An 18,367-nucleotide genomic window follows, 5' to 3' on the forward strand; every position below is an offset into this window, starting at 1 on the left:
CGTCAGGCCGACGCCGACATCTTCGCGATGTCGGCAGCATTCGACACACTCTCGACATTCCAGCAGGCGTCCATGATCCGCCGGATCGACGCCGCCGGAACGATGCCGTCGGCGAGGTCCACGAACTTCGCCTCGAGCTGCTGGTCGGTCATCGGCACTTCCACGCTGCCGACGGCGTGCTCGATGCGGCGGCTGAGCTTCCGCCCATCCTTCAGCACGATCGTCATCTCGACCTGCTCCGGCTTGATCTCGGGCGTGATGACCGGAATGACCTTGCCACGCAGCGACAGCACCGTCGGATCGGTTACCGCGCGATCGCTGAACTGCTTCTCTCCGCCCGCGCCTTCCACGATCGCCACGGCCACCGCATGAAAGATGCTGAACTTGCCCTCGAGCCCCTGCTGCGGCGTCTTCTTGCCGGTCAGCTCGAGCACGAGCGGATTGACCTTGAGATCGACGTGATCGATCTGGTCGCCCGTCAGCCTGTTCTCGTTGCGCAGCTGAATCGCGGCATCGATCGCCGGATGCAGCACGATGCCGCAGGCGAACGGCTTATAGGTGTTGAGCGCGGCTTCGTAACGCTTGCCGAGATCGCCGACGATCTCGCCATAGTCCTGCTTCGTGCTGATCGTGTTGGCCCAGCCGCGCTTCGCCTCGATCATCCCGTCCGACGACGTGAAGTTCTTCGACGCCAGAAGGCCGGCAAATATGCCGTTTGACGCCGCACGGCCGGGGTTGAAGCTCTTGTTCATGGACCCGAACGATTCGCGCAGGCCGACCGGCTGCGACGCGGCGAGGCCCAGCGCCCAGGTCATCTGCTGCTCGTTGAGCTTCAACAGTTTGCCGGCAGCCGCAGCCGCACCGAACACCCCGGCAGTCCCGGTGATGTGCCAGCCGACATCGTAGTGGTTCGGATAGACGGCGTTGCCGATCCTGCACTCGGTCTCGACACCGAGGACGAGCGCATTCAAGAACTCCTTTCCGGAGACCGGCTGCATTTCCGAGAGCGCAATGATCGCCGAAACCACCGGGCCGGCCGGATGGATGATCGTCTTCAGATGGGTGTCGTCGAAATCGAAGATGTGGCTGGACACGCCGTTGATGAAGGCGGCGTTCATGATGTCGAACCGCTCGCGCCGGCCGAACAGCGACGCCTGCTGCGGGCCGGAGAACGGCGCCAACGCCGCGACCGCGATATCGACCGTTTCGTGTCGCGACCCGCCGATCGCGACGCCGACCCAGTTCAGCAGCGTCCTCACGCCTTCCTTGCGGACCTTGACCGGCAGAACATCATATCCCGCCGAGACGATGTACCGCGCAAGCGTACGCGTGACCTCCTTGGGCGGCGCCGCGGCGGGCGCCGCCGGTGCCTGAGCCTGTGCAAATGCCGTAGTCGCGCCGACCGCGGACAAGGGAAGAGCGGCGGCGGCCTGAAGCAGGGTCCTGCGATCAGTGTGCATGTGACATCTCCCGGGCTTTGAACGAGGCCAATTGCGCGGCGAGCCGGACCGCGCTTTCGAGCGCGCCGGTGTCTGCGACGCCCTTGCCGACGATGTCGAACGCCGTGCCGTGCGAGGGCGTGGTGAAGACGGTCTCGAGGCCGGCCGTGACGGTCACTCCGCGATTGAAGCCGCGCAGCTTCGTCGCGATCTGCCCCTGGTCATGATACATCGCGACGACGCTGTCGAACTCGCCGGCAAAGGCGCGAATGTAAACCGTATCCGCCGGATACGGACCGCTGCAGACAATGCCCTGTTTCGCAATCGCCTCCACCGTCGGCTTGATCATCTCGATCTCGTCGCGACCGAACAAGCCGCCCTCGCCGGCATGCGGATTCAGTGCGGCCACGGCGATCCGCGGCGCGGCGACTCCGGATCTCCGCATCATCCTGTCGACGAGGACCACCGCATCGGTGATCCGCGGCGGGCTGATGTCGTTCAGCGCCTCGCGCAAGGACTGGTGCCCGGTGACGCGCGACATCCATTGTCCATCCAACACGTTCATTTCAGAAAAATACGTACGGTGCCCGAGCAGGTCCGCGAACATCTTGTGCTCGTCCGGGTACCTCCAGCCGCCGTCGAACATCGCCCGCTTGTTCAAGGGCGCGAAGGTGATGGCATCGATCGCGCCGTCCTTGGCGAGATCGATCGCCCGCGACAGCGTCTCTCCGGTGAGCCGCCCGGACTCGGCGCTGGCCTTTCCGATCGGGTGCCTCGACGGGTCGGTGTTGCCGAGATCGATCAGCTGGATCTTGCCGGAAACCCAGGAGGCCTCGCTGGGTGAGCCGATCCGCTCGATATCGAAGCTCACGCCGGCATGCGCCATTCCCATCTCCAGCACGCGGGCATCGCCCACCACGACGAGGCGCGCCGCATCGGCCAGGCGGTGATCGGAGAGGATTCGCGCCGTCTGCTCAGGACCGATACCGGTGCAATCACCGGGAACCAGCGCCACGATCGGCAAGTCTTCACTGAGAACCATGGATCCTACTTTGCTGCTTTCATCTGGACGACCCGCCCCCAATCGTCGCGGTCGAATTCACCATCCCATTTCGCCACCACGATCGCGGCCACTGCGTTGCCGATGGTGTTGGTGATGGCGCGCGCCAGCGACATGAAGCGGTCGGTTCCGAGCAATAGCGCGAGGCCTTCGACAGGCAGCCCGGCCGCAACGACAGTCGCCGCCAACGCGGCGAACGCTCCGCCCGTGACACCGGCTGCGCCCTTGCTGGTGAACAGCATCACGACAAACAGGCTCAACTGCTGCGCCGTGCTCAGCTCGATGCCGTAGACCTGCGCCACGAAGATCGTGGTCAGCGGCAATGTCAGCGCCACGCCGTCGAGATTGAAGGAATAGCCGGACGGAATGACGAGACCGGTCACGGCGCGTCCCACCCCCGCCCTTGGCAGCTTCTCCATCATTCCGGGAATCGCCGTCTCCGACGACGACGTTCCGAGCACGACGAGAAGCTCGGGGCGCAACAGCCGGAGCAGGTCCATCAGCCGGATGCCGACCAGACGGCAGATCATTCCCAGGACGACGAAGATGAAGAACGCCATCATCGCCCAGGCCGTCCCGACCAAGAGCGCGAGGGCGTACAATGTGGCGGCGCCGAATTTGCCGACCGTGAACGCCATGGCGCCGAAGGCCCCGATCGGTGCCAGCATGACGACGACATGGACCACGCTGAACACGAGCTCGGTCAACCGCTCCATGCCCGAGCGCAACGGCAGCGCCTTCTCGCCGAGCATCAGGAGGCCAATGCCGCACAGCAGCGCGAGCACGAGAACCTGAAGCACGTCGCCGCTGGCAAAGGCGCCGAAGAAGCTTTCGGGGATCATGTGCTGGATATAGGCCGACAACGGGCCGACATGGGTCTGCGCATAGCGGGCCACGGCTTCGGCCTGTTGCGGGGTGGCGTGCGCCACACCCGCGCCGGGCTGGACCCATCGCACCACGATGAAGCTGAACAGCAGGCAGAGCGTCGTGACGATTTCGAAATACAGGAAGGCCTTGAGTCCGATGCGCCCGACCGCCTTCATGTCGCCGACCTGCGCGATGCCGGTCACCACGACCAGGAACACCAGCGGCGCAATCGTGACCTTGATGAGCGAGATGAAGCCGTCGGCGAGCGGCTTGAATTCGAGTGCTGCAGCCGGAAACAGCGCGCCGACGAGTGCGCCGAGCACGGCGCCCGCCACGATCAGGACATAGGGCTCCCGCCAAAGCGAGCCGGCACGGGGCGCAGCAGCCTGCGTCGGGAGCGCCTCGGACAAAGGAGTCGTTGTGATCGTCAATTCCGTGTCCTCCCGCCTCGTGCTCTTCGGCGCTGCAAACAGCGTCTCCGCGGCCCTTATCTTTGGCCTGACATTGGACCAGCCGGTGCCGCGGTGCTAATGCCGTATTGGAATAATTCAATAACGAGCTGGCATCATGGACCTGAGCTGGATCGAGGATTTCCTCGCTATTGCCGAGGACGGCGGCTTCTCCCGCGCAGCGCTGCGCCGGCACGTGACGCAGCCGGCCTTGAGCCGGCGGATCAAGTCGCTGGAAGCGTGGCTTGGAGCGCCTCTGTTCGAGCGCAGCACCCATGTCGTGAAGCTGACGCCGGCGGGGGAGAGTTTTCGCCCGGTGGCGGAGGACGTCATTCGCAGGCTGTCAAACGGCCGCGAGGAGGCCCTGGAAGCGGCGCGCCTCAAGGCCGAGACCGTTCAATTCGTCGCCACCCACGCACTGTCGCAGACGTTCTTTCCGGACTGGATCCGCCGGGTCGACCGCGCGCGATCCGGATCCGCCGTTCAGCTCGTGGCGTCGAACTTCGCCGGGTGTGAGAAGCTCCTGCTCGAGGCCCATGCGCATTTCATGCTGGCGCATTACCATCCGTCGCTCGCCAGCCGTCTAAATAACGATCGCTTTCAGCGCATCGATCTCGCCGACGACGTCCTGGTCCCGATCAGCGCGACCGGTTACAAGGCCGTCACGCGCAGCGGTCGCCGCCGACAATCGATGCCGCGGTTTGCGCTGCCTGGCTCTGCGGACAAACCGCTGCCCTATCTTGCCTATCATCCGGGTTCAGGCGTGGGCCGCATCGTGACCGCCTTCCTCGCGACGAAGCAGCCGAGCGCCATGCTGCTCCCCAGCTTCTCAGCACCGGTGATGCTGCTCATCAACATGGCCCGAGAAGGCCGCGGGATCACCTGGGCTCCACGCAGCCTGGTCGAGCTCGATCTCCAGAGCGGCCGATTGGTGAGAGCCGGCCCCAAGGACTGGGACATCAAGATCAGCATATGCCTCATCCGCGCGCGGGCGCGGATGATCCATGCCGCTGAGAGTCTTTGGAGCACGGCAAGGAAGCTGGCAGCGACTTAGCCAATTGGCGAAGATGGCGGCATAGCCAGCGTTGCTGGTCAGCCCACGCAGGGCTTCGGCGTCGCGCTCCATCTCCGCATGTCCAGCGCCTCTTCGACCCGCTACCAGCGGCAGGTTCCGGTATGCGAATTCGTAGCCCGATACCCTGATCGGGTTCTTTCTCAGTTCAAACCTTCGCAAACCCTCGCAATTGGAGCGAATCCGACACCGGCGTCTGGAACTGATCTATTGTTTGGTCCAAGATTCGGGAGAACAGTTGGACCAGAGAACCGATGGCACGACGCCGAACCATCATCGCAATTCCCTCGCTGGGCTCGCTCGACCGGACTGCCGGCCGCGTTGGATACCAACTGACTCAAGCGCTTCGCGAGGCGATATCGAAGGGGATCCTGAAGCCTGGCGAGCGACTGCCATCCACTCGCGCCCTTGCCAATTCATTGCAGCTCGCGAGAGGAACCGTCATCGAGGCGTTTCATCAGCTCCATGCAGAAGGCTACCTCGAGGCCCGGGCCAGAGGCAGCACGATCGTCGCGAACGTCAATGCCGACACCGATTTGATGACCCGCGCTCCGGCGTTGATCGAACGCGCAGACCCCAGTCCTCTGTTGCCGGAGAAAGTCGCCCGTCTGGCTGAGGTCGCGCGGTCTCTCCGGCCTCAAGACCCGGTGCCGTTTGCGATCGCTCATCCCGCGGGTGCAGTTGCCCCCGGCGACCAATGGCGACGGCTTGGCAATCGTGTCCGGGCTCTGCGGGCAGCCGCCCCGTCGGGCTACATTGATCCGAAAGGAGTACCCGATTTGCGGATCGCAATTGCCGACTATGCACGGAAGGCTCGGGGCGTGAAATGCGAGCCCGATCAGGTCATCGTTACGGCGGGCACGCAACAGGGGCTTTTCATATCGGCGACCGTTCTTCTCTCTGACGGCGATGCCGTGTGGGCCGAAGACCCGGCCTACCCCGGCATCATCGCCGTGCTCGAAAACTTCAATGTCCGGACTTTCCGGATTCCCGTGGATGATCAGGGCATCGACGTCCAAGACGGTCTCGTCCAGTGCCCGAACGCCCGGGTCGCTTTCGTCACACCTTCGCATCAGTATCCGTTGGGCATGCCCATGAGCATGGCGAGACGCACCGCGTTGCTGTCGTGGGCGCGGCAGAACAATGCCTGGATTGTCGAAGACGACTACGACAGCGAACTTCGCTACGCCGGACATCCATTTCCATCGTTGCAGGGACTTGATCCCGCGCGCGTCGTGTACCTTGGGACGATGAGTAAGGTCCTGTTCTCCTCGATGAGGATCGGATATGCGATCGTTCCCCCTCCCCTGGTCGACGCGTTCGCTGGCGCGCGCGCCCTCATCGATCGCCATTCGCCGGCGGTCGACCAGCACGTCCTCGCGCAGTACATGCGCGAAGGCCATTTCGAAGCCCACATCCGGCGCATTCGCGGCGCTTACGCAGAACGACGCGCCGCCCTGATCTCCGCCCTTGTCAAGGACCTACCGTCCTGGGCAACGCTGCAGCCGAGCGATCAGGGCATGCACCTGTTACTTTGGCTTCCGCCCGGCCTCGACGACGTCACGCTTGCGGAGCAGGCGCACAAAGCGGGGCTGGTGGTGCGACCGATCTCGCCCATGTACCATGCGACCCCGCCTCGTGGCGGACTCATGCTCGGGTTCGGCGGCTTTTCGATTGCGGAGCTACAGTCCGCCGTCGTCCGCCTCAGAGGCGTCCTCGATGCATTCATCGCAGCCAAGGGGACGGCTCGCCCATCCAAGCCCGCGCCGCTGAAGGCGGTCAGATCGTGAGACAGTCGCTCATGCTCACACCGGCGCGCCGGACGTCTCCTCGCCCCGCATGGGGACGCTGACAAATACTGACAAATACGACGGCTGGATCGCTCGCGCGTTGCTCTTATCGCCTGATTGCCGCGTCTCTACTCCTGGCTTGCCTTGACGGCTGCGGCCGCCAGCATGGCGCCTCCGATGACATGCTCGCCTCGTTCTTTCAAGGCCTCGCCTGCGGAGCGTATGTCCCGCACCTCCTTGTTCTGGCTCAGCTTGGATTTTCCGACCAGGTTCGTGATTGCGATCTCCAGCCCGACGATCGCCTTGAGCATCGTGTCGATATAGTCCTTCGGACCGTCAGTCATCTTCCAAGGGACCGGTTGAGACGCTTCATGCTTCCGTGTCAAACGGGCGACATTGCCGCGCACGTAACGTTCGTCGTCGTGAATGGTCACGCGCCCGTACGCATGCGCGACGAGATAGTTCCAGCTCGGCACCTGCTTGTGGAAATCCTGCTTGCTCGGGTACCATTGAGGGGAGATATAAGCGTCAGACGCGCGGAACACCACGAGCACCTCAGCGCCAGCGTCCAGATCCCGCCACACCGGGTTCGCGCGCGCCACGTGGCAGTGCAACGTTCCCCACTGCCCCTGCGCTCTGTTCAGCTCGAACGGAATATGATTGGCGTCCAAGCCGCCCCTGCCGTGCGTGATCAAAATGCCAAGCGGATTCTTTTCGATCAGATCGCAGAGCATCTCAGGACGGGCTTCGTCGAAGTGCGAGGGAATGTACATTGCAACTCCTTCGGCAGGAAGAGAATGCCACGTCACCGTTGACGGTCACGCGGCCATTGTGAGGATTTGTTCAGACCTCGACCATCGCGAAGTCGCTCTTGCCTGCACCACAGTCGGGGCAGATCCAGTCTTCGGACACGTCCTGCCAACGCGTGCCGGGTGGAATGCCGTCGTCGGGCCATCCGTCGCGTTCATTGTAGACGAGTCCGCAGAGCACGCATGTCCAACTCTTGTAGACGGGCGCCTCAGCGGTCGCTTCGGAGTTCGGGTGAGCGCTGTCCCTGCTCATGATGGCTTGCCCTTGTGTCAGGAGGCGGTTCACGAGCGATTTAGGCCAGGCCTGCCCCATTCAACAGTGCCAGTTCTTGGCATTATCACTGGACCAGAATTGTCCTTGATGGGACGGCTCGCCAGCTCCGTGCGGGCCGGCCGGTCCAACACGGCAGCTACCGGCCTCCACGAGCGCCAGGTAAAGTCCTCCAGGCTGCGGTGCCACGCGATCAGGAACTGATCACAGCCCTCTAGATTGTACCCGCCCGGGCGGCAGACTCGATGCTTCGCCCGAAGATGGGCTGCTCGTCGCCATTGTCGATTTGCCGAGCGGGAGCTTTCCTGCATGATCCCCTCGCCGGACCGCTCTCGGTGGAGTGCTCAAACGTCGCCCCGACGGCCGGCCCGAACTCAACTGATCGACAATCCCGCAACGCCCGCAAATGCAGACAAGATCAGTGGCGCGACCGCGCCCTGGCGACGCTGCGGCGCAGTGCTTTGACGCCGCTGGATAGACCGCAGATCACCCTGCGACTGTCGACCTGATCAGGACATGGCACGGGTGCGTTGTATACGTTTCAAACAGCGGGTATGGCTGAGCCGTCTCGCGGCGGACTACGCCCGAGTTGTGTCCTGAGTGAACCTCTTCGTCCGAAGAAGAGGCGCAGGGAAGACCGGGTATCGGCTGACACCCGCGGTCCGCGTGCAGCAAAAAGCACGCGGCAGAACCACAGGTTCAGCCCAATATCCGGCCTTCCCTGCGCGACGGTTTGACGGCTTATAGGCGCTCTCCCCGGGGATCGGCTGTCTTGCCCCCGTCGCCCGCGGATCATCATCACCGCCGGCTTGGCATCAGCACCGCGATGCCAGGACCACACCATTTCGCCGTCGCCTCGCTCCGTTCGTCGGCACGGGCTGTGACACCCGGCTGCAGAGCAACGCGCCCGTCGCCTCTCCGGCTCGACGCTTCATGACGATCGCGAAACGTCCCTCTTCAGCGAGCCGGGATGCGCGGAAATGTGAGGGTGATTTGCCCGACGTGGCAAGGGATGAATGCGCGACAAACTGGCACGACGGGCAGTTGGCGCATGCGCGGCGTGCGGGGATTGCCCGTCGGGCAGATGACACACGACTTCAGAAATCGACGGTTCGTGTCAGAGACGGATTGCGCAGGGGCACATCATCCGCTGCAAGCGGGGCGAACATCAACAGCCGTCTGTAGCCGGCACATGGCACAACGTTGGAGCCATCTGCGCTGCGTTACGACCAAACCTACTCAATCGGCACAGCTGAGTAGCCAAAGAGTTTGGTGCACTGTCCCGCAATCCCGAGGTTATACGGGGCTAACGCTCTCCCATGGGCCGCAAGACATACAAACGAGATTCGGCAGAATCTGCTATCAATAAGCTACTGATAAACAACAGCTATTTGTATATGCCCCAGCCGCTCACTTGCTGGGTCACCACACGGCTTTCGTCCAGCCTGGTCGCATATTTCGAGAATATTCACGGAATAAATGTCGTTGCCTGTTGACTTACGGCCCAAGAAACCTATTTTTTTTGGTAGTTTCTGCGAATATTTGGAGAAGATGTCATGGATGCTGCTGTGGAGCGTGGCGGTCCGACCAGCAAGCGGGAGAAGTTCCGGGAATTGGCCCAGGCACGCACAAACAAGGCCATCGAAGCCATTCTGCGGATCGGGAATTTGTCCAACCGACAGATCTATGATTTTGAGGAAGCTGAGGTGCGCAAAGTCATCCGTGCTTTGAAAGACGCCGTCGCAAGCGTGGAGGCCCGATTTGAATCTCCGCGCGGCAAGACCGGCGGCGGCTTCAAGCTCTGAGAGGATGACATGACCACGAGCGCTGTTGCCGCACTGCAAGTTGTCGACGAAGATTTTCTCATCGCCAGCCTCATCGAGCGCTGTCCCAAATCGATGATGATTCGCGAACTGATGATGAACGCGCTCGAAGCTGCGCAACATGCGCCAGTGGGAAGTCGCGTAGTAGAGATCAGCGCCATGCCTATGGATGGTGTCGACAAGCTGGTGATTTGGAATACAGGCCCGGGTATGGATGACCTTGAGTTGCTTAAGATTTGCAACATTGCGTCGTCTCTCGGCAAAGAAAAAAGTCTGACCGGAAATTTCGGTATGGGCGCAAAAGTCGCGTCGCTGCCGTCCAATCAGCGCGGAATGCGTTACCGTTCATGCAAGAACGGCCGCGTGCATGAAGTGATTCTTTGCAAACGCGACGGTGTATATGGGCGCCTGCGGCGCTACGACTCTGAGACAGATACATACGTTGAAGTCGTGGATGTCACCGACATCGCGGAGCAGAATGGCCGCACACTAAGCGTCGACTGGACTGAAGTAATGCTGCTTGGCAACGATCCCGAGCAAGATACCGTGCGGGACCCATATAACGGCGATCCAGAACAGGACGCGCAATGGTTGGCAACGTACTTGTATCATCGCTTTTATGGGCTTCCGGAGGGCGTCAGGGTTACCCTACTAAAGGGCACGAATAAGCTGGACGGAAACCGCCAGTTTGAACCGATTCCAGCGCGGTTAAGACACTTTGAGCGACATGAAACGGTTTCGCTCCCCGATGGTATGAAGATTCACTATCTGTATGACGCACAATATAACGGCACCGGCCATAACAAATCGATTAGTGGCGCAATAGCGTCAGCGGTTAGCACCTGCGGGGTTGTTTACAAGAACGAATTGTACGACTTGTCGAAAGGACGGCAGTGGACGTTTGAAGCTCCAGTGTTTGGGGTCCCCTTTGGGGCGAAATACATCTCGATTCACATTGAGCTACCTAACAACTTCCCGGTGGTCCCTGAAGCGTATCGCCAATTTCTGCAGTACACGGGTGGGGAGCAGCTCCGACTTCAGTCGAAAGACTTCGAAGAACTAGTGCGTGAGAACAGGCCAGAGTGGCTCATTGAGCTAATCCATTCATTTGCACCCGATAGCCGGACCAGTGACGAAATACGGGACGAGTTGCAGCGGTTGCTGAATCAACTACGCGTCCGTCGTGTTAGCCCCAAAGCAGCTGCGCAAGGTGAAACAGGCGTTACCCCAGGTGCCGGTCCCGCAAGCGAACGCGGGCAGGACGCGACAGGTGGGGGCCGTGCGACAGAATCGGTGTCTACGCCACGGTCCAAGCCGACCGATCTATCGGTCATGCCCGCCGGAGCAAAGCGGGCCGAGATGTTTAAGAACCTAGAACGCGCCCCGGAGATTATCCCCCTACTGACGGATGAGGATATCGACGAAAAAGGTCTGAAGGGGCGCGCGGCACGCTACGTCATGGAAGCCGGACAGTTGTTCGTTAACATGAAATATCCGGCGATCAATGAAATGCGTCTCCAGTTGGAAGCTGAATACGCTGGAGCTAACGACCCAGAACTGATGCGTTCTCTGGCGCAACAACACGCTCAAGACTCGATGGTTCTCCGTGTCGGGCGTACCGTGGTCTATGCTTTGGCAAAGCAACTCAATAAGGAATGGGATCAGAAGGCGCTTGAAGCCGCTTCATCTCCAGAAAGTCTCAGCATGGCGGCAGACAATTTTGCCGATGCGATGCAAAACATCCGCCGCGCCATCGGAAAAGCGCTGCGCGTTTCACGGGTGGAGGTCGATGCGGCATAGACGCCAAGGCGAAACGGCAAACAGGCGGAGGCGCACATACGGGCTGCTCAGAGCTGCCTTCAAAAGAAGAACTCGGCCAGCTATGTGATATTGCTGGGAAGCGGAGAACCACACGATTACGCCGTCGCATCGCTCTGTTCGTCGGCGCGGCTGTCACATCCGGCTGCAGAGCAACACGCCCATCGCTTCCCAAGTGATGAGTTTGCGACAAACTGGCACGACGGGCAGCTGGTCAGTTGGACGACGAACGTTCGTCCGTGAACGCCCCGCTTCTTTCCTCATCGTCACGGCCATCCACGTCGTCTCTATCACGAAGAAGGATGCGGATACCCCGCTATTCGTCGCTGGCCTCACGCTGAACGTGTCAGGGAGGGCCATCTGGACAGCGGGCGAAGCTCATCAGTTTTGTGCATTCTCACCGCAGAGAAATTAAGGCGCGCCCACCCCATAAACCTCGTTACTTTTGCGCGAAAAGGCGAACCGCCTTGACAACCTCAACGACAGCCTCGGCGAACACGCGGTAGGGCACAATCTTACGGATTGCTGGCACGCCAAGCGCCATAAGCGAAACAATCCCTTTGCCGATCTGGAGATCATGCTCGCTATGGTCGGGGTTCTCATAATGAGCACGATCAACCCGGTTAATTCCGAGGTCGCCGATCAGCATGACCACTGGAATGCCTGCAGCATCCGCAATCTGGAGTTCAATGCCAAGCCCTGTGGAGGGGAAGCTTGCTTCGGCAACGACCAAATCCGCCTCCTCCACCATTCGCCTGTCCCAAGCATAACAGAGTGCAGCGCGATCGCCCTCGGGTTTGGATGCGAGTTGTGGATCGCTATTAACCAAAGCGTATTGAACCAAGTCAATACCTTCAGTAGCGCGAAGTTGAGACGCCATTTCGTGAATGTAGCCGACATAGTCCGGAAAAATATCTCGGGGAACGTGGGTCAGACCGCACGCAATGTAGACATTCATTTTTTGTCTCAGACCGGAGTTCTGACGTTAGGAATCATGATTTGATGTCCTGTCATTTCGCAAGCAATCTCATCGAGAAATTGTGGAGCTGCCATCGCCACAAACTCGCTCAGCAACCAGTTCTTTTGACCGTCAAGGAAAGAGCGCAGTTCTGATGGCTTGTATCGACAGATTTCGCTGAGGCGATGCATCGCGGAAAGAGTCAATGTAAGCGGGCTACGACGGATCTCATAAGAACCTGAAGTCTTCAGATACCAAAGAGTATGTGAGCCATTTATGTAATGAAAAACCCGTCTAAGCTCAGAGTTTAACCTTTGCAAAGATTCCAACTCCGCATCAGTCGGCCGGCTCGCGGTGGCCCATTGGATCGAACTGACCGACTGAACACTCGGACTTCCATCCATTGCGGGCTCCACTTCCGTCGGCAGACTTGTCTTATAGGAATTCCAGTCTACACCTTCGACGATCTCAGCTAAAAGTCTGACATTCCCCGATATAGAATCTCGACAGAAAGCGAGATTTTTCAGAGGAAGAAACCTCTCTTTTCTCTTTGGGTAGCTGAGACAATAGGTCCGATGAATATATATAAGATTATACAGAACGTCTTCGAGGCTATGGTTGCGTCGCGTCTCCGGTTCATTGAAATAGCCGGCTAACGCAGGGACGATGCCATTTGGCCTAATCCCAATCCCTTCATTACTGAGAACGACTTTGCTGTTGGGCCCTCGCATTCGGTGTGGGCCGACACCATGACGTGGATCGAAAGTTATACCCTTGGCCGACAGCAAAGCTTTCGCCGCATTCATGAAGCAATAGTAAAGAACGAGCGGCGCCGATTCGATCGGAAGGCCCTGTGCAGCTCGATGAAAGTCTCTTGACTGCCGCCAATAGTGAAGGGCCTCTTCCTTGCGTTCACGGCGCAGCCAAAGGTCAACGTAGTTGAACGGATCCAGCGTCAGGACCGTCTTCATACTAAAATTAGAATTGTTCACCGCCTTAGTCAGGCCGAGCGCTTTCGTACCGATCCCAATATGCTCGATTGACAAATAGGGGGCCCCTTTAGCGGATGCTACATGAACTCCACGGTTGCGCCGTCAGGATATCATCTATCATGGCAAACAGCGCAACCTTTCTTATCATTGCAGGGGCCCTACTCCCACTCAATCGTCCCCGGCGGCTTGCTGGTCACGTCATACACCACCCTATTCACGCCCTTCACCTCGTTGATGATGCGCGTCGCCGTGTTGCCGAGGAACTTCATGTCGAACGGATAGAAATCCGCGGTCATGCCGTCTGTCGAGGTGACGGCGCGCAGGCCGACGACGTAGTCGTAGGTGCGGCCGTCGCCCATGACGCCGACGGTCTTGACGGGGAGCAGCACCGCAAAAGCCTGCCAGATGGTGTCGTAGAGCTGCGCTTTACGGATCTCGTCGATGTAGATGGCGTCGGCCTTGCGCAGGATGTCGAGCTTGTCTGTCGTGATCTCGCCGGGGCAGCGGATGGCGAGACCCGGGCCCGGAAACGGGTGGCGGCCGACGAAGACGTCGGGCAGACCGAGCTCGCGGCCGAGCACGCGGACCTCGTCCTTGAACAATTCGCGCAAGGGCTCGACCAGCTTCATGTTCATGCGCGCCGGCAGGCCGCCGACATTGTGGTGCGACTTGATCGTCACCGAGGGGCCGCCGGTGAAGGAGACGCTCTCGATCACATCGGGATAGAGCGTGCCCTGCGCCAGGAAATCGGCGCCGCCGATCTTCTTCGCTTCGGCCTCGAACACGTCGATGAAGAGTCGTCCGATGGTCTTGCGCTTCTGCTCCGGATCGGTGACGCCGGCGAGCTCGCCGAGGAAGAGCTTTGAGGCGTCCACATGCACCAGCGGGATGTTGTAGTGGTGCCGGAACAGGTCGACGACGGTCTCGGCCTCGTTGAGCCTGAGCAGGCCGTGATCGACGAACACGCAGGTGAGCTGGTCGCCGATCGCCTCGTGGATCAGCACCGCGGCGACGGCGGAATCGACGCCGCCGGAGAGGCCGCAGATCACCTTGCCCTTGCCGACCTGCGCGCGGATCTTCTTGATCTCCTCGGCGCGGAAGGCGTGCATGGTCCAGTCGCCGCCGAGGCCGGCGATGTTGCGGACGAAGTTGCGGATCAGCCTGGCGCCATCGGGCGTGTGCACCACCTCGGGGTGGAACATCAGGCCGTAATACTTGCGCGCCTCATCCTGGATCACGGCGAACGGCGCGTTAGGCGAGACGCCGGCCACCGAGAAGCCCGGCGGCATCTGCGTGATGCGGTCGCCATGGCTCATCCACACCTGGTGCTGCTCGCCCGGCTGCCAGACGCCGTCGAACAGGCGGCTCGATGTCTTGACCTCGACGTCGGCGCGGCCGAACTCGCGGTGGTGGCCGCCCTCGACGGTGCCGCCGAGCTGGGCGGCCATCGTCATCTGGCCGTAGCAGATGCCCATCACGGGGACGCCGCTATCGAAGATCAGCTGCGGGGCGCGCGGGGAGCCGGCCTCGTGGACGGATTCGGGGCCGCCGGAGAGGATCACGGCTTTGGGCTGCATCTGCCGGAAGGCGGCCTCCGCCTTCTGGAACGGCACGATCTCGCAATACACGCCGTCCTCGCGCACCCGGCGCGCGATCAGCTGCGTGACCTGGCTGCCGAAATCGACGATCAGGATCTTGTCGTGGAGCGCGGCCACGGAGGTGTCGGCGGCGGCGCTGGCGGGGGTGTTGGGCTGGGCTGTCATGGCAAGCAATTACGCCGAGAGCACGAGTCCCGCAACCCTTCGCCGGGGTTGACGCCCTTTCCTCCCCGTCATTCCGGGGCGCGCGGAGCGCGAGCCCGGAATCCATAACCGCGACCGGGAGTATGGATTCCGGGCCTGCGCCAAGGGGCGCGTCCCGGAATGACAGCGTGCTTGTGGCAACGCCGTCATGCCCCGCGAAGGCGGGGTATCCAGTACGCCGCGGCGTCTCGGTCGGCCACGACCGGCGGGTGGATTACTGGGTCCCCCGCTTTCGCAGAGGACGACGGTGGAGGATGCCGCGGCTGCCTCCTCCGTCATTGCGAGCGTAGCGAAGCAATCCAGAGTCTCGCGCGCAACCCTGGATTGCTTCGCTACGCTCGCAATGACGGCGGTGGGTGGAGTTTAGGCCTGCTTCTTCAATACCGACACGAAGAACCCGTCCGTCCCCGTCCGGCGCGGGGTCATCAGCCAGCCCTCCTCCGACTTCAGCGCGGCCTCGGCGAAGGCCTCGGCCTTGTCCCAGAGGACGGTGGCGGTCTGGTCTGGGGGCTGGATGGCGAACTCCGGGTGGCGATCCACGAAGGCGCGGACCTGGTCGCCGTTTTCCGGCTGCAGCACCGAGCAGGTGATGTAGGCGATGCGGCCGCCGGGCTTGACCAGGGCGGCGGCGCGGTCGAGCACCTCGGCCTGGTCCTTCAGGCGGATCTCCAGCGCGCCGGGGCGCATGCGCCATTTGGCGTCGGGGTTGCGGCGCCAGGTGCCGGTGCCCGTGCAGGGGGCGTCGATGACGACGAGGTCGGCGGAGGCCCTGATGTCGGCGAGCGGGTCGGCGTCACCCTTCGGGCTGCGCACATCGGCGTTGTGGACGCCGGCGCGCGACAGCCGCTCGTGGATGGGCGCGAGCTGGCGCTTGTCGTGGTCGGTGGCGATCAGCCGGCCCTTGCCGCCCATCATCGCCGCCAGGGCCAGCGTCTTGCCGCCGGCGCCGGCGCAGAGGTCGATGACCTGCTCGCCGGGCTTGGCGGCGGTGAACAAGGCCGCGAGCTGCGAGCCCTCGTCCTGGACCTCGATCGCGCCCTTGATGAAATCCTCCTCGGCATGGATTCCGGGATTGCGCGCGTCGGCGCCGAGCGTGATGCGCAGGCCGAGCGGCGACCACGGCGTCGGCACCGCGCCGAGATGCTTCAGCGAGGCCTGCACCTTGTCGCGCTTGGCCTTGAGCGTGTTGACGCGCAGGTCGAGCGGCGCGCGGCTGGCCATTGCCATGGCCTCGGCGACGCGGTCGTCGCCGAACACCGCAGTGAGATACGGGTCGAGCCAGTCGGGATAGTCGCCGGCGACCGGCGGCGGCGCGCCCTCGGTCGTGCGCGAGGCCAGCGCCCTCTCCTCCTGCGCCGACAGCGGCGGCGGCGCGAATCGGCTGCCGTCGCACATCGCCGCGATGGTCGGCACGTCCAGCCCGCGCTCGAGCTTGAGCATGCCGAGCACCCGCGCCCGCGCCGTGTCGTCCTCCATGACATAGGCGCTGGAGGCACGGCGGCGGAGCACGTCCCAGACCAGGCCCGCGATGGCGGCGCGGTCGCCGGAGCCGGCGAAGCGGTGGCTGGTGCCCCAGTCCTTCAAGGCCTTGGCCGCCGGCGCCCTCTGGGCCTCGATGGTCTCGATGATGTCGATGGCGGCGGACAGCCGGGCGGCGGGGGTCATTCAGGAGGTCCAGTTCTAGATCAGGAGAAGGATCTTGAGGGCGAAATACAGCCACATCGCCAGCAGCACCAGCGCCGAGGCGGTCCAGGCGAGGCCGCGCTGGCGGCTGTCCTTGGCGCCGCTGACGAGGCCGGCATTGACGAAGCGGGTCACGACGAACACCCAGGACAGCAGCACGATGACCAGATCGGCATGCCGCAGCGGCAGCGCAATCGCGATCAGCGCGTAGAACAGCGTCGGCAGGCCGAATTCGTCGGCGACGTCAGCGGTTTGTGCCCGTGTCCTGTTCCAGAACAGCAGCGCGAAGGTGAGCCCGACCTGCACGAAGACGGGCAGCAGCACCATGGTCAGCGACATGGAAATCCCCTTGGAAAGTCGAAGGCCCGGCATGATGCCGGGCCCTCGTGGATGAACCGGTTCCCTCAGGACTCCCGATAAGCGCCCGTGGTTCCCGCTTTTTTCCAGACAGGCTTAAGAATTACATCAGGTGTGCTCAGGCCTTGTCGGGTCCGACCCGCACCAGCTGCTTGCCGAAATTGGCGCCCTTGAGCAGGCCCATGAACGCGGACGGCGCGTTCTCCAGGCCCTCGGTGACGTACTCCTTGTACTTGACCTTGCCGTCGCGGACCCAGGCCGACATGTCCTTGAGGAAGTCGCCATGGCGGGAGGCGAAATCGCTGACGATGAAGCCGCGGATGGTCAGCCGCTTGGTCAGCACATTGCGCATCAGCGCGCCGGCCCATTTCGGCGCCACCGACTGGGTGTCGTTGTAATGCGCGATCAGGCCGCAGACCGGCATGCGGGCGAAGGCGTTGAACAGCGGGAACACCGCCTCGAACACCGGGCCGCCGACATTCTCGAAATAGACGTCGATGCCCTTGGGACAGGCTTCCTTGAGCTTCGCGGCGAGATCGGGATCGCGGTGGTCGAGGCAGTCGTCGAAGCCGAACTCGGACTTCACGTAGTCGCATTTGTCCTTGCCGCCGGCGATGCCGATGGCGCGGGCGCCCTTGATCTTCGCGATCTGCCCGACCGCCGAGCCGACCGCGCCGGAGGCCGCGGCGACCACCACCGTCTCGCCGGCCTTGGGCTGGCCGATGTCGAGCAGGCCGGTATAGGCGGTCATGCCGGGCATGCCGAGCACGCCCACCGCGGTCGAGATCGGCGCCAGCGCCGGATCGACCTTGGCGAGGCCCTTGCCGTCGGAGATCGCGTGCGTCTGCCAGCCGGCGCGCGCCAGCACGATATCGCCGGCCTTGAAGCCGGGATTGTTGGAGGCCACGACTTCGCAGACGGTCCCCGCTTCCATGACGCCGCCGACCGGCACCGGCTGGGCATAGGACGGCCCGTCGCTCATGCGCCCGCGCATGTACGGATCGAGCGACAGCCAGATCGTGCGCAGCAGCACCTCGCCCGCGCCCGGCGTCGGGACGGCGTAGTCCTCGAGACGGAAATCAGTGGGCTTGGGCTCGCCGACGGGACGGGCGGCGAGAACGATGCGCTTGGCTTGGGACATGGTGTTTCCTCTTTTGTTGGTTGTGACGTTCGATGC

The 18,367-nt window shown here is 62.3% G+C and carries 15 protein-coding genes; 4 read left to right on the plus strand and 11 right to left on the minus strand.

Features of this window, described 5'->3' with window-relative positions:
• Positions 1-2 precede the first annotated feature (2 nt).
• From ACQR13_RS16410 to ACQR13_RS16420, 3 genes are read right to left on the minus strand one after another with little or no spacing between them, the layout of a single operon-like run.
• Positions 3-1,460 (minus strand): MmgE/PrpD family protein, encoded by a 1,458-nt coding sequence (locus ACQR13_RS16410; protein ID WP_434862981.1) that lies wholly within the window; start codon positions 1,458-1,460, stop codon positions 3-5.
• Positions 1,450-2,481 (minus strand): PdxA family dehydrogenase, encoded by a 1,032-nt coding sequence (locus tag ACQR13_RS16415; protein WP_315827424.1) that lies wholly within the window; start codon positions 2,479-2,481, stop codon positions 1,450-1,452. The genes ACQR13_RS16410 and ACQR13_RS16415 overlap by 11 nt, the downstream gene beginning before the upstream one ends.
• Before the next feature lie 5 nt (positions 2,482-2,486).
• Complete coding sequence (locus tag ACQR13_RS16420) at positions 2,487-3,797, minus strand: cation:dicarboxylate symporter family transporter (protein ID WP_434862982.1); 1,311 nt, start codon at positions 3,795-3,797, stop codon at positions 2,487-2,489.
• 136 nt (positions 3,798-3,933) lie between these two features.
• Between ACQR13_RS16420 and ACQR13_RS16425 the strand changes: the two genes are divergently transcribed.
• Positions 3,934-4,869, plus strand: a complete 936-nt coding sequence (locus ACQR13_RS16425; protein WP_315749806.1) for a LysR family transcriptional regulator — start codon at positions 3,934-3,936, stop codon at positions 4,867-4,869.
• A 272-nt stretch (positions 4,870-5,141) separates the two neighbouring features.
• Positions 5,142-6,677 carry a PLP-dependent aminotransferase family protein gene (locus tag ACQR13_RS16430; RefSeq protein WP_434862983.1) on the plus strand — a complete coding sequence of 512 codons (1,536 nt, stop codon included), beginning with the start codon at positions 5,142-5,144 and terminating at the stop codon, positions 6,675-6,677.
• A gap of 128 nt (positions 6,678-6,805) precedes the next feature.
• Here the strand turns inward: ACQR13_RS16430 and ACQR13_RS16435 are convergent, their stop codons facing one another.
• Both ACQR13_RS16435 and ACQR13_RS16440 read right to left on the minus strand, forming a co-directional pair.
• Positions 6,806-7,450: an FMN-binding negative transcriptional regulator gene (locus tag ACQR13_RS16435; protein ID WP_315827421.1), complete on the minus strand. Its 645-nt coding sequence runs from the start codon at positions 7,448-7,450 to the stop codon at positions 6,806-6,808.
• 70 nt (positions 7,451-7,520) lie between these two features.
• Positions 7,521-7,739, minus strand: coding sequence for a rubredoxin (locus ACQR13_RS16440; RefSeq protein ID WP_315827420.1), 219 nt, complete (start codon positions 7,737-7,739; stop codon positions 7,521-7,523).
• Between the two features lie 1,574 nt (positions 7,740-9,313).
• Between ACQR13_RS16440 and ACQR13_RS16445 the strand changes: the two genes are divergently transcribed.
• Positions 9,314-9,562 (plus strand): hypothetical protein, encoded by a 249-nt coding sequence (locus tag ACQR13_RS16445; protein WP_316158434.1) that lies wholly within the window; start codon positions 9,314-9,316, stop codon positions 9,560-9,562.
• A gap of 9 nt (positions 9,563-9,571) precedes the next feature.
• Positions 9,572-11,380 carry an ATP-binding protein gene (locus ACQR13_RS16450; RefSeq protein ID WP_316158435.1) on the plus strand — a complete coding sequence of 603 codons (1,809 nt, stop codon included), beginning with the start codon at positions 9,572-9,574 and terminating at the stop codon, positions 11,378-11,380.
• Between the two features lie 457 nt (positions 11,381-11,837).
• Here ACQR13_RS16450 and ACQR13_RS16455 read toward each other — a convergent pair whose 3' ends face one another.
• The 6 genes from ACQR13_RS16455 to ACQR13_RS16480 all read right to left on the minus strand — a co-directional run bounded on the left by ACQR13_RS16455 (position 11,838) and on the right by ACQR13_RS16480 (position 18,331).
• On the minus strand, positions 11,838-12,356 hold the full coding sequence (locus ACQR13_RS16455) for a hypothetical protein (protein ID WP_434862984.1): 519 nt from the start codon (positions 12,354-12,356) through the stop codon (positions 11,838-11,840).
• Between the two features lie 8 nt (positions 12,357-12,364).
• A complete protein-coding gene (locus ACQR13_RS16460; protein WP_434862985.1) occupies positions 12,365-13,402 on the minus strand; it encodes a YaaC family protein in 1,038 nt (345 codons plus the stop codon).
• A 104-nt stretch (positions 13,403-13,506) separates the two neighbouring features.
• Positions 13,507-15,111 (minus strand): glutamine-hydrolyzing GMP synthase, encoded by a 1,605-nt coding sequence (guaA, locus tag ACQR13_RS16465; protein WP_434862986.1) that lies wholly within the window; start codon positions 15,109-15,111, stop codon positions 13,507-13,509.
• A 402-nt stretch (positions 15,112-15,513) separates the two neighbouring features.
• Entirely contained in the window at positions 15,514-16,815 is a 1,302-nt protein-coding gene (locus ACQR13_RS16470) for an RsmB/NOP family class I SAM-dependent RNA methyltransferase (RefSeq protein WP_434862987.1), read from the minus strand.
• A 15-nt stretch (positions 16,816-16,830) separates the two neighbouring features.
• Positions 16,831-17,172, minus strand: coding sequence for an MAPEG family protein (locus tag ACQR13_RS16475; RefSeq protein WP_315827416.1), 342 nt, complete (start codon positions 17,170-17,172; stop codon positions 16,831-16,833).
• Positions 17,173-17,308: 136 nt separating this feature from the next.
• A complete protein-coding gene (locus ACQR13_RS16480) occupies positions 17,309-18,331 on the minus strand; it encodes an NADP-dependent oxidoreductase (protein ID WP_434844407.1) in 1,023 nt (340 codons plus the stop codon).
• Positions 18,332-18,367 lie beyond the last annotated feature (36 nt).

Origin of the sequence: Bradyrhizobium sp. HKCCYLRH3059 (assembly GCF_051168035.1) — a bacterium.
Taxonomy (GTDB): domain Bacteria; phylum Pseudomonadota; class Alphaproteobacteria; order Rhizobiales; family Xanthobacteraceae; genus Bradyrhizobium.

Excerpts from the sequence above, each read along its gene's own strand:
- ACQR13_RS16410 (WP_434862981.1), bottom strand. The coding sequence starts at position 1,460 with ATGCACACTGATCGCAGGACCCTGCTTCAGGCCGCCGCCGCTCTTCCC.
- ACQR13_RS16415 (WP_315827424.1), bottom strand. The coding sequence starts at position 2,481 with ATGGTTCTCAGTGAAGACTTGCCGATCGTGGCGCTGGTTCCCGGTGAT.
- ACQR13_RS16425 (WP_315749806.1), top strand. The coding sequence starts at position 3,934 with ATGGACCTGAGCTGGATCGAGGATTTCCTCGCTATTGCCGAGGACGGC.
- ACQR13_RS16430 (WP_434862983.1), top strand. The coding sequence starts at position 5,142 with ATGGCACGACGCCGAACCATCATCGCAATTCCCTCGCTGGGCTCGCTC.
- ACQR13_RS16435 (WP_315827421.1), bottom strand. The coding sequence starts at position 7,450 with ATGTACATTCCCTCGCACTTCGACGAAGCCCGTCCTGAGATGCTCTGC.
- ACQR13_RS16440 (WP_315827420.1), bottom strand. The coding sequence starts at position 7,739 with ATGAGCAGGGACAGCGCTCACCCGAACTCCGAAGCGACCGCTGAGGCG.
- ACQR13_RS16445 (WP_316158434.1), top strand. The coding sequence starts at position 9,314 with ATGGATGCTGCTGTGGAGCGTGGCGGTCCGACCAGCAAGCGGGAGAAG.
- ACQR13_RS16450 (WP_316158435.1), top strand. The coding sequence starts at position 9,572 with ATGACCACGAGCGCTGTTGCCGCACTGCAAGTTGTCGACGAAGATTTT.
- ACQR13_RS16455 (WP_434862984.1), bottom strand. The coding sequence starts at position 12,356 with ATGAATGTCTACATTGCGTGCGGTCTGACCCACGTTCCCCGAGATATT.
- guaA (WP_434862986.1), bottom strand. The coding sequence starts at position 15,111 with ATGACAGCCCAGCCCAACACCCCCGCCAGCGCCGCCGCCGACACCTCC.
- ACQR13_RS16470 (WP_434862987.1), bottom strand. The coding sequence starts at position 16,815 with ATGACCCCCGCCGCCCGGCTGTCCGCCGCCATCGACATCATCGAGACC.
- ACQR13_RS16475 (WP_315827416.1), bottom strand. The coding sequence starts at position 17,172 with ATGTCGCTGACCATGGTGCTGCTGCCCGTCTTCGTGCAGGTCGGGCTC.
- ACQR13_RS16480 (WP_434844407.1), bottom strand. The coding sequence starts at position 18,331 with ATGTCCCAAGCCAAGCGCATCGTTCTCGCCGCCCGTCCCGTCGGCGAG.